This window comes from Stenotrophomonas sp. YJH_SMC_20, from assembly GCF_059367845.1.
The window spans coordinates 25,085-40,384 of the sequence record NZ_JCAFRG010000011.1; the positions used below are offsets into that span (position 1 = coordinate 25,085).

Below are 15,300 nucleotides of genomic sequence, written 5' to 3' on the forward strand. Positions count from 1 at the left end.
GGCAGTATCTGGATGTCTATGGAATGGCGCCCCTCGGGCTGGGGCCAGCGTGTGACCCGCTCGCCGGACTGGCAGTTGCGGCTGGATGGCGAACAGGTCGCGCTTTTGATCGACGGCAGGCAGTACCGCCAGCATGTAGCGAACGAACACAGCGTGCGGGTCGTTCGCGGCGTGCTCTGGTCCAGGGTCGAACTGACGACCGAGCGCGGTGAAGCACTGTCCGTGGATGGGCTGCCCAACAGCCAGGGCTCCCGGCTTGCCGCTGCCGTGCAGCACGTGCTTTTCGCGCGCTCCAAGCGGGGGCGCAAGGCACTGTTTGAGCACGTTCTGGCGCAGATCCAGGCGTGGCTGGCCGAGGCAGATGCGCTTGCCGACCGAGGTACTACCGGACGCCGCTGGATCACGTACGAACAGCAGCAGGCGTTGCTGGCCGACCGCCCCGCCCTGCCCCTGCCGCCCGCCAAGCTGGAGCAGCTGTTCCTCGACGAGGAGCTGCACGACGACCTGCACGCGCCCGGCCACCGCATCGCGCTGGACGCACTGCACGACTGGCAGCTGGATTGGCCCGCCGTGTGGGCGGACGCCAATGAGGCAATGGCGACCCGCGAACTGGGTCTGGCCAAGCCCTTCCTGGACCGGGTCGAGAGCAGGCCGCTGACCGAGGAGCAGGCTCGCGCCGTCATCTGCTTCGACAACCGCGTGCAGGTCGTGGCCGCGGCCGGCTCCGGGAAGACCTCCACGATGGTCGCCAAGGCCGCGTATGCCATTGATCGCGGCTTTGTCGAACCCGAACGGATCGTGATGCTCGCCTTCAACAAGGATGCCGCCCAGGAGCTGCAGGAGCGCGCACAGCGATGCTTCAGCCGGCTCGGCATGGGCGACACCGTAGTGGAGGCCCGGACCTTTCACGCCCTGGGCCTGTCCATCATCGCCAAGGCCACGGGGCGCAAGCCGGATATCCCGGAATGGGCGGTCGACGCGGCGCTGGGCTTCAACAAGCTGGCCGACCTGGTGGACGACCTGAAGGATCGCTCGACCCACTTCCGCACCCAGTGGGACATGTTCCGCCTGGTGTTCGGGCGCGACCTGCCGCCATTCGGCGCGGAAATGGAGGCCGATGGCTACGACCGCGATGGCACGCCCTACATCCGCACACTGCAGGGCGAGCGGGTAAAGAGCCTGGAAGAGTGCGTGATCGCCAACTGGCTGTTCTACAACGGCGTGGCGTATGACTACGAGCGGCGCTACGAGTTCGATACCGCGACGGATACCCATCGCCAGTATCGCCCGGACTTCTACTATCCGGACGCCCGGCTCTGTCACGAGCACTTTGCGCTGGATGCCGATGGCCAGCCGCCGAAGCACTTTCCCAACTACAACGAAGGGATGCACTGGAAGCGGCCGCAGCATGCGGCACGCGGCACCGCAGTGGTCGAAACGACGTCGTTCGGCCTGCGCAGTGGACAGGCCCTGCAGGATCTGGCCGAGCGGCTGGGTGCGTCTGGTGTCGAACTCGACCCGAACCCGGATCGCGAGCTGCCTGACCAGGGTGCCAGGCCGATGCCCGATGCCGACCTGATCGGCTTGATGCGGACCTTCATTGCGCACGCCAAGAGCAACTGCCTGACGCTGGACGATATGGCAGCGCGCCTGCGGCAGATGCCCGAAGATCAGTTCAAGGAACGGCATCGACGCTTCCTGGAGATCGCCAGCCCTGTTTTCCAGGCCTGGGACAACGCACTGGCTGACGAGCACGGCATCGATTTTGAAGACATGCTCAACATGGCGGCCGGGCTGCTGGAACAGGGCCGCTACGAATCGCCTTACGAGCTGGTGATGGCTGATGAGTTCCAGGACGCTTCGCGCGCCCGTGCGCGCCTCTGCCGTGCGCTGGTCAGCCAACCGGGCCGCCATCTGTTTGCGGTGGGCGATGACTGGCAGTCGATCAATCGCTTCGCTGGCGCCGACGTTTCGGTGATGACCGGTTTCCGCGAGTGGATGGGGCATGGCCAGGTGCTGAAACTGGAGCAGACGTTCCGCTGCCCGCAGGCACTGTGTGATGTTTCCAGCCGCTTCATCAGCCGCAACCCCGCGCAGATGGCCAAGAAGGTCCGCTCTGCTGCGCCGGCAGTCGGCCCGGTGCTGCAGGCGTTCCAGATGAACCGGCGTGAGGAGCTGCAGGATGGTGTTCGCCAGTACCTTTCGAAGCTGCACCAGCAACTGTTGTCAGGTGCAGTGCCGCAGGGCCGCAACGGGCGCGTGACTGTATTCATTCTAGGGCGGTATCGCGCGGACCGCAGCGCGATGCCTTTGGATTGGAAGACGGCCTTTGGCAGCACGATGGAGGTCGAGTTCCTGACCGCCCATCGATCGAAGGGGCGCGAGGCGGAATACGTGATCCTGCCGGCTATGATCAACCGCAGCTTCCCGAGCCTGCGCGCCGATGACCCGGTGCTTTCGCTGGCGATGCCGGATGGTGATACCTATCCGCTGAGCGAAGAACGACGCCTGTTCTATGTCGCGCTGACGCGTGCACGACGATCGGTTGCGATGTTCACCGTGCAGGGCAGGCACTCGCCGTTCCTGGATGAGCTGGTGGAGGACGGGGCAGTGGAAGTGACCGCGATTTCAGGCGCGGCCATCCACGAAGAGCGCTGCCCGGTGTGCAAGGTGGGCGTGTTCGTGGACCGCAATGGGCCGCATGGGGCCTTCCGGTCGTGCTCCAGCTATCCGTTGTGCCACAACAAGCCGAAGGATGGGCGTCGGGGGTCCGGGCCATCTGACCTCGTTCGAAGGGCTTCACTGAGATAGAGACTGCCCCCCCAATTCCCGGTGCATTTCAAAGTAGAAAATCCGGCGTTCTGCCCCCTCCCTAACGCTGGGCCGGATTCGGCCTAGCGTTAGGGGGTGAGGTCCCGTGGAACGCCGAACTATCTTGCCATTGACCGCTGTCCAGCCGACTATTGGCAGAAATCGCATTGAATGAAATAACGGGGGGATCGAGATGGACGTCACTGCAAGTGAGTGCCAATCGTCAGTGAGCGATGTGAACAACGATCAGGCACTGCTTCAGCTCGGGGCGCTGCCGCGCTCAGGAATTGCTCTCCTGCAGGAGCCAATCGGACACGACGGCACGCTTGGCATGAAGCCCGACGCCGGTGACTTTCTGAAATGGGTCAGATCTCAGCACCCCGATATCGCTCTGGCGTTTCCATCCAAAAGCCCTAAAGCCGTGCTACATAGCTCGGACATCTGGCTACCACTGATCTACTTGGCGGGCGATACGTCGGTGCAGCTGTTCCTCAACATGCTATCGAGTTATCTATACGATCGCGCGAAGGGGGCTCTCAGAGGTGAAGAGTCCCGCGTCCATCTTTCGCTCATCTATGAGGACAAAGCATCCAAGAAGGTTAAGCGCTTCGAATATGAAGGAAGTTCTGCTGGCGTCAAAAAGCTTATGGATAAGTTCGATGCGAACAACTTCTTCAACGATGCCCCTTAGTTCTCCGCGTGCACGGGCACTTTTAAGGATAAGCAGGGTTCAAGTGCTCCAGCAACTTGCAATACTGGACGAAAATCCGACGCTCAGAAGCGATTTGAAGCATATGCGCGACATTGTCGCTCGCGCTCGAGAAGGCAGTAAACATGCCTCGGACGCTACGCTCGATGATCTTTTCGTACTCGATCGGTGCCTGGACTTCCTTGAAGCCTACGCGGCCATTTGGCGCCTGATCGCACAGTCAAAGTGCGCAGATTCCTGGTGCTCCCTGCAGGACTGTCTTGACTTGCTCAGGCTTATCAAACGGTGGTCATCGATTCAAGTTGACACTTTCGAATCACAACTTCTCCAACTGGAAAAGGCATATCCATACAAGATTTTCTTTAGCAAGGGCTTGGTCGTGGAGTACTTCGAATGCAGTATTTGCGGTCAGGATATGGACTTATTCAGCTGTCCGCATAGGCGGGGACACCTCTATCGCGGTGTGATGGCACATGGAATTGCCAGAGGCGAGATGGATTTGGATCACATCTCTGCGGTTGATCATCCGCACGACAAGCGATGTGTCCCGATTTGCAGCGATGACGAACCCGGATTCGCAGCGGTGAGGAAGATCGGCGAGCTTATTCGTGCCCGAACAATGAAGGTCAGCCAGTTCCATAGCCTTGAGTTTTCCACAATCCAGATTTCACGCTCTGCGGCTGAACGGCCGGGTCGAAACGAACATTGCCACTGCGGTAGTGAGAAGAAGTACAAGCGCTGCTGCCATGGCAAGGACTATGTTGAGAAAAAGCACGTCGAGATCATCCCGGCTCATCAGATGCTCGCTCTCGCAGTCTATTCTTGAGGTCGACTCAAGCCTTTTCAGGGATCAGGTGCTCGGCTCTGAGGGCTCAATGGCGCCACTCCCCACAGGCGCCAATAGCCAGACCCATGTGATTGCGTGCTTGAGTGATGCGCTCTCAACGGGAGCAGTTCTAGGCTTGGCCGAGTTCCTTTAGCGCATGCTCTGCCAACTGTCGGGCTTGCTGTCGGAGTTCCGGCACTGCCAGGCTTTCCAACAGACTGTCGATGCGTAGGCTGCCGAGTACGCCCAGCCGTGCTTGCGGCTGGCCACCAGCGGCACACAGGCGATCTCCCGGCACCGAGCCGTCCAGCCCCAGCCCATGCGGACCGGGGCGGGCAAGCCCATCAGCCTGCAGCTGCTGCAGCAACGGATTGCGCAAGGCACTGGCACGGGTTTCCACGCCGGTGGCGTTGATCACCCCGCCGATCGTCCACTGCTGTTCATTGCCCGAGGCATCGCGGCCGGACAGTTGCAGGGCATCGCCTTCGCGGCAGACGCGCTGCAGGCAGTCCCTGCAGTTGGCCGCTGTCCTGCAGGGACTGCAGCTGCGCGTCGACCTCTTCGGCGATGCGGTGGCGATGCACGTCCCAATAGCGCACCATATGGCGCAGGAAGCGGCGCTGGTCGGCCTCATCGAGGCTGCACCACAGCGCCTGCCCGTGCGGCCGAATACGGTCCATCACGCCCTGCCACGGCAGGCCGTCGGCCTGGACCTGGCACGCGAATCCACGCAGCGCGTACAGGCGCTGGCGCAGGTTCATCGGCAGCAACGTGGCGGGGTCGAAGCTAGGCAGGCCGCCATGCGCATGCGGCAATGGCAGCAGGCCATGGCGCGAGATCACGTGCGGCGGCCCGCTTCGACGGCGGCAGCGTCAAGCCGTATGTGCAAGTTACCTACGACCCCGAGTTCCAAGATACCAAGCAGGCCAGCGCCTGGGTACAGAGCCTGCCGAACGTGGGCATGTACCGCGTGCCGGGCCTGAACTTCGACAAGAACTATGCGACCGCCATCATGGGCGCGCGCACGGAGCTGTTCGGGCTGCAAAGCAACATCGGCCTGAGCGCTTCGGCCGAACAGAAGCGTGCCCGGGACATCGCACTGTTCGCCAGCTTCAGCGGCAGCTTCTGACGTAGCCGCAACCGAGAAAAGTGCGCCACGCCCTGGTTAGAGCGTGGCGCTTCTCGTGCGCCCCGCCCCTCAAAATTGACTCGTCGAATCGGCAGTCTCAGAAAAAAGTAAGTTGATCGTTGGCAGGGGGGCATCGGCCCCCTGCCAACCCTTCCTTGCATTGAACTGATGCGGCTAAAACGGCAACCAGTCGACTTCTTGCATCGGCTCCTCCAGTCCCGACGCCAGTCGCTCGTAGTACCCAGCACACCGGATCAGCCGATCAGCGGCTTGTCGGCGGCGGGAACGAGCTCGCAAACAGCCGCTCACATCCGCCTCTAGCACACTGGCTCTAGCCCATAGCTCTGTGGCTCTTGCTCTAGCCCAGGCTGCCTTCTGCCCGTCTCTCGTCTTTTTTTCACTCTTTGCTCCTGCTTAGGTGGAGCGGCCAGCTATTGGGCGAGCGCCCCACTTCGTTTAGGCTCTCCCGCTGGAAGCCTGCTCAGGGATCACACCGATCTGCTTGGCCTTGATCTGGCCCGACAGCATGGCGCTAGAGACCATATAGGCGATCGTCGCCAGGACACCGATCCACGCATCGATCGACAGGTTCCACATCAGCCAGGCGCTGTGGAAGACCCAGAACAGGATCGGTGACCAGATTCCGATGGCCTTCTGCAGCTTGACCCGGTTGACCACCACGTTGTTCTGGAAGTGCGGTAGCGGTAGCCGATTGTTCTTCAGGCTCAAGTACGCCCTGATCGTCAGGGGGATCAGGAAAAAGGTCATCAGAAGGTTGTAGAGGATGACGCCCATAGTGTGTTGCTCCTTGTTGATTGAAGTGAACGACTGATCAGCGGAGTGCCTCCCTAACCCGCGCCGCTGGGATGCTCGGGTCACTCGATACGCAAGAGGGGTGGAGCGCCGGCCTGCGCCATTGAGAGAGCACGCCTCATAGACGCAACCCAAAGCGAGGCAATTCCCCGGCAGAGCAGGCGCGGCCAGCTCAGAGGTGAACACTCTCAGCCCCCTGAACGCTAATCGTAGTATGTCGAATCATGGTATTCAAATTCGGACCATCCTTAGATGGCCCGAGCAATCCATGAAACCCATCTGGTCAGCGTCTTTGCAGGCAATGTGAGACGCCTCAGGAAAGCTCTTGGGCTCTCTCAGGAAGAGCTCGCAGAGGCAGCCGGAGTCCACAGGACCTACATCGGCATGATCGAACGCGGCGAGAAGAACGTTACGATCTACAACATCGAACGGATCGCCCAAGCCCTCAAGGTCCGACCAGGGACGCTCCTGGACTGAAAACGGCGTTTACGACAGCGCAAGACCACGACAGCCATCTACGACGTAGTGGCTGCGGTCTGCTCGTTCCGCTATCAGCAGGAGTGCGGACAAGACTACAAACCTTATTGGCACGGACAGACCGATCAAGGCAAGAACCCCCAGCGCCTGTTCGACAAGGGCCTGAATGGTGAGCAGCCCTATCAGCATCAAGGCGTGATGCAGATCTACTTGAATCGGTTCTACGAGTATCGGGCAGCCTTCACGGGCACAATCGGCAGCTACCGTGCCTGGATGGGCTATCAGATAGCTGCACTGGAGGCTTAACATCCCGCTGGCCTTAAGCGACATGTAGGCCCGTTTGTGTGTGCCCAAGCAATGGGAAGCATCAAGGAATGATCCGGAAAGCGTCATCTAGAGGTAGCGAATGAACATTGCGATCACCGGCCCTGAGAAATTCTTGCTCCAGGACATGATCTGCGTTGAAGCAGCATTGGCCCTAGGCCGGAATGGAAATTGCTCACTGGTACCTGAGCCCGAGGCAGGAGAGGACGCACGTATCATTTGGCCAGGCGCCACGCCTTGTACCCTTGAAGTGCAGGTGAAGGGAGGCTCCGAGGCTCTCTCAGCGTCCAAGCTTGCAGAGTACTTGGCCCACTACCCCGCCAGAAAAGACACTCCATCCCTGCTACGGCGGCTGATGGATGAGAGCGAGACCTACGCCGCGTTCGTACTAAGCTCCAGGGTCTGTGACGACCTAGTGGAGCTTTTGACGCCCCAGAACCGCTTGGACAGGCCACAGGCCAGGCACGCGAGCCGGCGCCTAGCCAAGGCCGTTCGTCAAGCGGTCATCAATCAGTCCGTCTCGACTCTGACGAAAGCAGCAGATCCGAAGGAAAAGGTAACTGCGCTGGATATCAAGCGCGCCGAAGAACAAGCCGATGTTGCGCTCCGGAGCGAGGAGCACTTCCGCCAAGCCCTTGGAAAGATAGCGCTGGTCGAGCGCGAGACAGCAGAGTCTGTAGAGATCCGACTACACAGAATTCTGCAGGAAGAACGTTTCGACACGCCCTCCATCCGTGGACTCATCGCCAGGTTCACAGACATGATCGCTCAGGCAAAAAGAAGCCAGCAGGACGTTGTCCCCGGCTTCCTAGAGCTGCTTAGGGTACATGCCCCAACTCAACTTCGCCCAGCAAACTATATTGATCGCGGAACCGAGGATGCGCTGCTGCAAGTTCTGAGGGATCAGCATTGCTTGCTGCTGGCCGGCCCTCCCCGTGCAGGGAAGACCTGGACTTCGTTCACAATCGGATCAGTGCTCCAAGCCGATGGTGTCGCGGTCAGAACCGGAAGCCACGTTGATGAGGCCGAGCGCTACCTCACAGACCCCGTGGATGGGCATCGAGCATACATCCTTGACGACCCCCTCGGCTCTCGCGAACCTATCGAGAACCCCAGTGCCGTAATGGCAGATCTGGCGCGATTGTCTGCTCGCCTCCGAGCTGGACGCTATCTGATCGTCGCACAGACAGAGAATGTGCTTCTCCAAGTACGCGGCACAAGCGAGCTGGTCAGTTGTCGGGTAGGCTCAAAATCCTGGACCTCACTCGCGCGCCTACCCACCTCGGTAGCAACAGAAATTTGGAGATCCTCTGCTGAAGCACAGGGACTCTCAGAAGCAACGATTTCCGCTGTGGACAAGATCATCGAAGAGAGCGACCAGCTTTGCGAGCCGGGCGCGCTTGCATACCTGGCACAGACTTGGAGCGAGCTCCCAAACGCGCCAACCGATTCCGAGATCCTGGCACAGTCACGCCGAGATGCAATTGACTTTGCGCGATCTCTATCTGAAAAGCATACCGGTGCGAGGAGCGTACTGATCGCAGCCGCGATAGGAACTGAGATTCATCGACCTATCAGCGAACCAGATCTCGCGTACATGATCAGCTCAAGCGAGGAGCGCCCTGGCTTCGTGGAAGAGTTTGCGTCGATTTCTTTGGGGGGAGATTGGAACCCCGCCTCTCCTCCCACCTACGAGGCCCCCTGCGAGTTATCACAGCAGGCGCGGGCTGCACTTACCATACTCCAAAGGCGCCGCGTTCTCTGGGCCGAAGAGAGTGACTTCAATTTCACGCACCCCTATCTCCGTGCTGGAGCCCAGGCACTGGCCGTACCGGACATTCCACAGGACCGAGCTCTCCTCCTTGAGCAACTTCAGAGAGGGCTTGGTTGCGCTTCCCCAATCACATCTCTTGCAGCAGCGCAGAACCTTCGCTGGATGCGGCTGGCCTTCCAAGGTCACCATGGTGCAGGCCTCTTTGAGCTGGCGAAGCTCGGAACCAGGTCAAAGTTCCCGGCGACACGGGACAGCTGCTTTGCGTTTCTTGTTCAGTTTGTGGATGAACTACCCCAAGAGCTACGCGACGATCTGCCTTGGATCGCAGAGGACATGGTCATCAGCCTGGAGCAGATCGACGTAGATTCAGGCATCGGATTCATTTCGAGTAACTACAATTTCTTTGAGACGCCACCTACCTTGGAATCCGTCCAACCCTACCTTGATGCGATTGAGGATGGCCGCTCCATTGCTCTCGACCTAGCTTTGTCGAAAAGGATCCTGCAGGCACTGGCAAGAGAGCCCAAGCAACTGACGTCGAGAGCAGCTGAACGACTGCTTCGAGCGGACGAGGCAACAATTCGAGCATTCACTGCCAATTGTTGGATCTCGACAGACCGCCAGGACGATGAAGGTATCCTGGACCTGATCGCCCGCGATCGCACTCCAGCAATGAGTGCCCGCCTACTGAAGGCACTTGCTCACTCATGGGCCACACTTGATCCTTCTCGCCGCGAGAGAATTTGTTCAATCATTGAAGATCAGCTCAGGGTTCCGAGCTGCGCAAGCGTCCTCTACACCCGTCTTGTTCTCTTCAATCGCGTGGAAGAATTCGGCAAGTCACCGCCATGGGAGCTCTTCGCCAGACTGCTTCCGAGAGCACTAGACTGCATGCCACATACCATCGCGCTTCGTGACGGCCGCCTCAACGCGGTGGTAGACGACGCAATGAAGCAGCTTCCAACATCTGCAATGGGCGATGCGCTGGAGGCTTGGATCAACAGAATCATTCGAAGGGTTGATGCCTTCACGCTCGACGAATACGAGCTCAGCGTTACGGAGCCGTTACTTGAACTAGCGGCCAATGAGCGCCGATACCGGTTGGTCTCGGCTCTATTGGCTGTCAGAGATACAGGGCTGCGCCTTGTCACCATCTCCAGACTGATAGAAAGATGGACTGAGCTGCCCCTCCGTGAGGCCGTCCTCGTGTTGTCCTCATTGCGCTCGGGTGAGCAGGACTTGCTCTGGCTCAAAGCTGTAGCATTGACCACTCACAACGCTCCAGCTCCAGTGCTTAGATGGTGCACTGACCAAAGCTCCATTCTTCTCATGAATGCGACCGAAGTAGAGCAGTTGCTTGGCAAAGAACTTTTCGCTGCGTGCATCTATGTCCATTGTGGCTGGCCCCAACCGCTATGGTGGTACGGCACTCACCATCGAAGCGGCAAATGGGCGGATCTCGTGCTTGACATTGCCACTAGGCCGGATCATGAACTTCACTCTCTCGCTTTGATTGAAGTACTAAGCCATCAGGAAGATGCAGTTTCTGAACTACTGAGCACCCTCCCTCAGAAGTCCCTGTTTGATACCTATCTAACTCTGCTCCGGTTCCAAGCTGGTACAAATGCAAACTGGCTTCCCGATGCCTGGAAGATCATGATCAACCGTCTCCTTGAGAACAGAGATCTTGGAGAGCTCACGGCGGCAGTTGATCCGGTTATCGAGGGAGTCATAGAGAGCGTCTTTCAAATCCGCCTATGGCTCGCCGACTGCCCACTTGCCGGGTCAGTACGGAAGTTGGTTGAGAATGACTACAAGGCGGCCGGGGTGATTGATACTTTGGACGTGGCGCTCAGCGCGATCGATGCCAAGAGGGGAGAGTTAGCTGCTGAGCAGATGCGGGCAGCGGACATGCTACGTCAGAGGATCTTTGAACCGTTCGTGTCGGCAATAGAAACATACAATCCGCGGCTGCACCGTACATGGTCGGACCTGAAAGATGCCCTCTCCCGCCGCGACTGTCCCGAAGAGCCATTGTCTCGAATGGAGGACGGCAGATTGCGTGCATTCGAGAAGCACCGACGTGTTAGAGATACACAGGCTGTCTGGCCAGCAAAGCCGACTCTGACCGGCTGGCGCGACGCACAAACCCCTAGTTGAGCGAACCTTAAGAGCCAGGAAGCGGGAATCGTCCACAGACGCAGCTGTCCTCTCGGACAGCTGCGTCAAACGACGGCGAAAGGACTGAAAGTGAACCCACGCCTTCAGCGCCGCTTTCTCGGCTTTCTCTCGCAGCCCCGATAGCTCGAACAGCTCCTGAAGTGCCCATTGCGCCCCACTCGGTCTACGAAGACGCCGATTTTGCAGAAAGGGCACTGCTCCTCATGGATTGGCTTACTGTTCGTCATCGCGTATCCAGGCCTTTGAAGATCTACTTGAGCTGCCAGTCGAGCTGAGTTCGCGCCATTGAGATGACGTCAAAAAATGAAGTACCTACGACGTCCGGTTCCAAGTTGCTCGTTGGAAAGGCGCCCCGATCCCCCCCAACCACGTAGACACGGATACGCCTAGATGTGAAGGGACCAAAGTGATGCCTGTAGCCAGTTGCTTGCTGGTAGTCAGAGACAGTCAAGGTATGCGCCGGGCGCTTGAATTCAATGAGCAGATACTCTCCCGCAAAGTTCTGCTTCAGCATCAAATCTGGCCGATCGGTAGCATTGGCGCCGGTGTACTTCTGGTCCAAGTATTCCTCCACCATTCGACGCAGGGTCTTGTTGGACGAAAACAAGGCGAACTCCGGACCAAACACCCAAAGATTGCTCTCCAGCGCCCTATGCATAGTAGCTTCTAGCGTACTCTTGTCCCGGGACAAGTCTTCAAGCGCATCAAGAACAGCCGTCCGAGCTCGAGCTTGGTCAACCAGATGGGCCATATCAGCCAGACCAAAGTCGTTGAGTGAGTCTGCAACCTTTGAGACATCGGCGCTTGAGGCCCCCGCAATATGCTCGAGCAGAAGCCGGTAGTCGCTGCTCTCCAGAGCATCAAGCAGAACCGCGACCATGGGGGCAACCCTCTCGTGAGGCTCGTCTGAGTACCGATTAAGCACCTTCATGATCGCCTTATCAGCGAACTCACGCTTGTACTCGGGGAGCTCGGCCATCCTCTTGTTGAACTGCTGCTGCAACCGGGCTCGGGCCAAACTCATATGCCTCTTGAAGCGAGCCTGATAGCTCTCATAGAGAGCATCCCTGACACGATCCTGTACGAGAGCCCACGTCGGGTCACCAGCAACAAGGGTCTCCCAGCTAGCAACATTGGCGTCCACCACGCCTTCTAGGTCGATTTCGCCATAGAGCTTCTTCAGCAACTTAGGCGAGATATCTCCACGTTGGTCGAGCCCAAAGAGTGAAGGCCGCCCCACAATGCGCGAGCCCACGCGGATCTGAATTCCCGGACTCTTCATGCCGGTCTTTCGCTCGCTCAGGGCGAATCGAACAGTCAGGTCCGCGGCACCTGGAACACTGATTGCCTTCTCCTCAAAATGGCCTTGAACATCGTCGACGTCTAATGGTTTGCCGTTGATCTCAATAACCATGTCTTGACGCCGCCCGTAGGACTGGACTAGCAAGTGCCTTAGTTCAACGGCGTCTGGATAAGCTCCCCCTTGCCTGAGCTGAGAGAGCGTGATGGTTGTGCCCTGCACATGTTCATCCTCTACAGACACTGTGTAGGGAATCTCCAGTTCATCGATTCCATCAACATCCTTAAGCTGCTCGAGGGTGAAGCTCAGCTTCACTCGCCGCCCTCCTACAGCGGTATCAACGCGCATCTCGGCGGCGGCCATCAGACCAGAGAACTTGCCGATGCCCTTGCTGCCCTTGACCTTCCGCTTGAACCGAATGGAGCTGTCGCCGGAGCGTCGCCTTCTGTCAGCCGCGATCTGCAGATAATGGGTACGGATCTGGTCAACGGTCATTCCGTTCCCATTGTCCGAGACGACGATGGGATTACCGGAGAGAGGCTCTGGGATATCCACAAGTACCCTCGTTGCATCAGCGTCCCAGGCGTTATCGATCAGCTCAATCAACGCCCGCTCCGTTGATGAGTACTCATTGCTAAGCAAGGTGGCAATACGAGAGTTGACACCAAAGTTGAGCTTATCCATTCCCAAGAGCTCCATTCCAAATGACATACGACGCTGCGCGGCAGATAAAGGCAATCCAGAAATGTAGTACCACAGAGCGCTATCGGCTCAAAGCAGGTGAGCTTGAGACCATCCTCTAGAAGATATCGGCACACGTCGCCCACGGAAGCCCGCTTCCACGGCCAATGCGCAAAGCGCGCTGGCCGTGATCCGCTCTTTGGCCATCCCGATGGTGCCACTACAATCCCGGCGCGAGGCTTTCGCTCGCGGTGACAGCTACTTGTTCAGAGTAAGGGATTTCGGAAGGGCCCTTGGACTCTTATACGAAGATTTCGCGGAAGCGGCTTGGGCCCACAGGATCTACATCGGCATGATCGAACGCGGCGAAGAACGGTGCGACCTACGGCCCAAGCAATCAAAGTCCCGCTCAGGAGACCTCTGGGCTAAGCAAGCTATTTGCGACAGCAGATGATCCGAATGCAACGCTTTATCTGCTTCAGGCTCGTGCGATCACCCGCCCAAGTTTCGCCGGGAGACAGCCGGAAGTACTAAGGGGCCACTTTGCCTAAGAAGCGCCGTTAGCTGACCGCTTTGCAGACTTCACGACACTCAATGATGAAGCTGCGTCCGCCTCACCAACGCCTCCGACGATCTTGAGTAAGCATAGCCAGGGAGTCGGCAGCTGCGCCCACAACTTCCCTCGCTGCTGAGCCTCCCCGTGCCATGGGCAGAGATCAGGAGTCCCTGATTGCCGACCACGAGAGGCCACCGCAGACTTCGCGAAGTCGCCCCAGACTGAGCAATGCAACTCTTGGAATGCCCCCGAAGCGTCGAACGAACCCAGCCTCTGTCAGCCAGAGGTGGCGTCCAGATCTGTCCATGTATGCCCAAGCGGGCGCGGCATACCAGCTGGCATACCGAATTTAGAGTCGAATGATTTTATCTTTCAAAATCAATGAATTGTTCGAAAAGGTGGCGGAGAGAGTGGGATTCGAACCCACGGAAGGTTTAACCCTTCGCCGGTTTTCAAGACCGGTGCCTTAAACCGCTCGGCCATCTCTCCAATCGGGTCCCGGTCGCCCGGGCAGCGACGTATTCTCGCACGTGAAGGGCATTTGCCCAAGACCACCTTGCCCCTGCCCTTCGCATCCGGCACGGTGGGAGCCTTCACCGCACTCGGAGCCGCCATGGCCCATCTCGATCTGGCCAACCTGCGCACCTGCCTGCTGGACGATACACAGCTGGCCGCTGTGGCCCTGCACCGCACCTTCGCGGGGCACCTGCCGATCAGCAGCGGGCAGCTGGTGGTCTGCGATCCGCTGGTCCAGGCCGAGGCGCCTGCGCTGGCCGACTACACCGCCCCGCTGGGCCGGCACCCGGTCGAAATCATCGTGCACAGCGGCCGCCCGGCCCTGGCCGTGGTCTGGTTCAAGCCCCGCGAAGCTCTTACCGCGACCGCCCTGCACTGGCAGATGGCGCGCTGGACCACCCAGGACCTGACCGGCCTGGATGAGGACAGCTTCATCGGCTATCCGGTCGACGCTGGCATCGGTTGTTTCATGGACACCGACACCCAGCAGGCGCTGCTGGCCCTGATCGAACAGGCCGATGGCGAGGAAGAGAGTGAATGGTCGGATGCACTGATCGACCACGATGGCCTGGACGAAGGCGTCGAATACCGCCCCTGGGGGGAGAACTCGCCGCACGGCCTGGTGGTCTTCACCAGCGGCTGGGGCGACGGTGTGTATCCCAGCTACTGGGCGCTGGATACGTCCGGCATTCCGGTCGCCCTGGTCACCGATTTCCTGTGCATCCAGGGCGGCGATGGACGCGACGAGCGCGAGATTGCCGACCAAGCCTATCGCGACAGCCTTCCACCCGACGAAGCTGAAGCGCTGGCACGGCTGGTAGCGGCCGTTGAACGCGACGACCCGGATGCGCTGCACGTCCTGTTGAAGGACGCGCCGCAGCGCGCCAACCAGATCGAACCAGGCTGTGGCGGCACCGCTCTGTACGAGGCGATCCGCCTGGACCGCCCGCAGGCATTGCGGGTGCTGCTACAGGGTGGCGAGCTACCGGCGATGCCCGAGCGCCTGCACATGAGCAAGGTGACCGGCTATCTGGACTACGCACGGTTCCTGAAGAAGCCGCGCAGCGCGGAGTTGATGGCGGTTCTGGAAGCACCCGTCGTTGCGGCCGAACCGCCACCGGCCGCACCGCAACGCCGCAGCTTCTGGGACCGGCTGTTCGGCCGGAACTGACCGGGGCCGGAAAACAGCAACGCCGGGCATGG

9 protein-coding genes, 1 tRNA gene and 2 pseudogenes are annotated in these 15,300 nt (G+C 59.4%); 8 read left to right on the forward strand and 4 right to left on the reverse strand.

All coding sequences use genetic code 11. From position 1 onward, the window contains the following. Positions 1-18: 18 nt before the first annotated feature. The 3 genes from AC5P6A_RS16995 (at position 19) to AC5P6A_RS17005 (ending at position 4,346) form a co-directional block, all read left to right on the forward strand. On the forward strand, positions 19-2,811 hold the full coding sequence (locus AC5P6A_RS16995) for a UvrD-helicase domain-containing protein (protein WP_346715070.1): 2,793 nt from the start codon (positions 19-21) through the stop codon (positions 2,809-2,811). A 193-nt stretch (positions 2,812-3,004) separates the two neighbouring features. Further along, entirely contained in the window at positions 3,005-3,502 is a 498-nt protein-coding gene (locus tag AC5P6A_RS17000; RefSeq protein WP_329842115.1) for a hypothetical protein, read from the forward strand. 43 nt (positions 3,503-3,545) lie between these two features. Beyond that, positions 3,546-4,346: a YecA family protein gene (locus AC5P6A_RS17005; protein WP_329842116.1), complete on the forward strand. Its 801-nt coding sequence runs from the start codon at positions 3,546-3,548 to the stop codon at positions 4,344-4,346. A 130-nt stretch (positions 4,347-4,476) separates the two neighbouring features. Here the strand turns inward: AC5P6A_RS17005 and AC5P6A_RS17010 are convergent. After that, a pseudogene (locus AC5P6A_RS17010) lies at positions 4,477-5,203 on the reverse strand (FAD/NAD(P)-binding protein); the annotation flags it as partial. Here AC5P6A_RS17010 and AC5P6A_RS17015 point away from each other — a divergent pair. Continuing rightward, positions 5,200-5,475: pseudogene (locus AC5P6A_RS17015) on the forward strand (autotransporter domain-containing esterase); the annotation flags it as partial. The pseudogenes AC5P6A_RS17010 and AC5P6A_RS17015 sit on opposite strands and share 4 nt — an antisense overlap. 456 nt (positions 5,476-5,931) lie before the next feature. On the opposite strand, the gene AC5P6A_RS17020 reads toward AC5P6A_RS17015, so the two are convergent. Beyond that, a complete protein-coding gene (locus AC5P6A_RS17020) occupies positions 5,932-6,270 on the reverse strand; it encodes a hypothetical protein (protein WP_346715071.1) in 339 nt (112 codons plus the stop codon). Between the two features lie 270 nt (positions 6,271-6,540). Between AC5P6A_RS17020 and AC5P6A_RS17025 the strand changes: the two genes are divergently transcribed. The 3 genes from AC5P6A_RS17025 (at position 6,541) to AC5P6A_RS17035 (ending at position 11,023) form a co-directional block, all read left to right on the forward strand. Next, positions 6,541-6,765, forward strand: a complete 225-nt coding sequence (locus AC5P6A_RS17025; protein WP_049407076.1) for a helix-turn-helix domain-containing protein — start codon at positions 6,541-6,543, stop codon at positions 6,763-6,765. Between the two features lie 48 nt (positions 6,766-6,813). Beyond that, complete coding sequence (locus AC5P6A_RS17030) at positions 6,814-7,071, forward strand: hypothetical protein (RefSeq protein WP_346715072.1); 258 nt, start codon at positions 6,814-6,816, stop codon at positions 7,069-7,071. A 100-nt stretch (positions 7,072-7,171) separates the two neighbouring features. Then, complete coding sequence (locus tag AC5P6A_RS17035) at positions 7,172-11,023, forward strand: hypothetical protein (protein ID WP_346715073.1); 3,852 nt, start codon at positions 7,172-7,174, stop codon at positions 11,021-11,023. A 271-nt stretch (positions 11,024-11,294) separates the two neighbouring features. On the opposite strand, the gene AC5P6A_RS17040 is transcribed toward AC5P6A_RS17035, so the two are convergent. Both AC5P6A_RS17040 and AC5P6A_RS17045 read right to left on the reverse strand, forming a co-directional pair. Then, positions 11,295-13,028 (reverse strand): ATP-binding protein, encoded by a 1,734-nt coding sequence (locus AC5P6A_RS17040; protein WP_329842121.1) that lies wholly within the window; start codon positions 13,026-13,028, stop codon positions 11,295-11,297. 952 nt (positions 13,029-13,980) lie between these two features. Further along, a tRNA-Ser gene (locus tag AC5P6A_RS17045) sits at positions 13,981-14,070 on the reverse strand. Positions 14,071-14,194: 124 nt separating this feature from the next. Between AC5P6A_RS17045 and AC5P6A_RS17050 the strand changes: the two genes are divergently transcribed. After that, complete coding sequence (locus AC5P6A_RS17050; RefSeq protein ID WP_346715074.1) at positions 14,195-15,268, forward strand: DUF4241 domain-containing protein; 1,074 nt, start codon at positions 14,195-14,197, stop codon at positions 15,266-15,268. Positions 15,269-15,300: the final 32 nt, after the last annotated feature.

Coding starts and splice junctions, on each gene's coding strand:
- AC5P6A_RS16995 (WP_346715070.1), top strand. CDS start 19: ATGGAATGGCGCCCCTCGGGCTGGGGCCAGCGTGTGACCCGCTCGCCG.
- AC5P6A_RS17000 (WP_329842115.1), top strand. CDS start 3,005: ATGGACGTCACTGCAAGTGAGTGCCAATCGTCAGTGAGCGATGTGAAC.
- AC5P6A_RS17020 (WP_346715071.1), bottom strand. CDS start 6,270: ATGGGCGTCATCCTCTACAACCTTCTGATGACCTTTTTCCTGATCCCC.
- AC5P6A_RS17025 (WP_049407076.1), top strand. CDS start 6,541: ATGGCCCGAGCAATCCATGAAACCCATCTGGTCAGCGTCTTTGCAGGC.
- AC5P6A_RS17035 (WP_346715073.1), top strand. CDS start 7,172: ATGAACATTGCGATCACCGGCCCTGAGAAATTCTTGCTCCAGGACATG.
- AC5P6A_RS17040 (WP_329842121.1), bottom strand. CDS start 13,028: ATGGATAAGCTCAACTTTGGTGTCAACTCTCGTATTGCCACCTTGCTT.
- AC5P6A_RS17050 (WP_346715074.1), top strand. CDS start 14,195: ATGGCCCATCTCGATCTGGCCAACCTGCGCACCTGCCTGCTGGACGAT.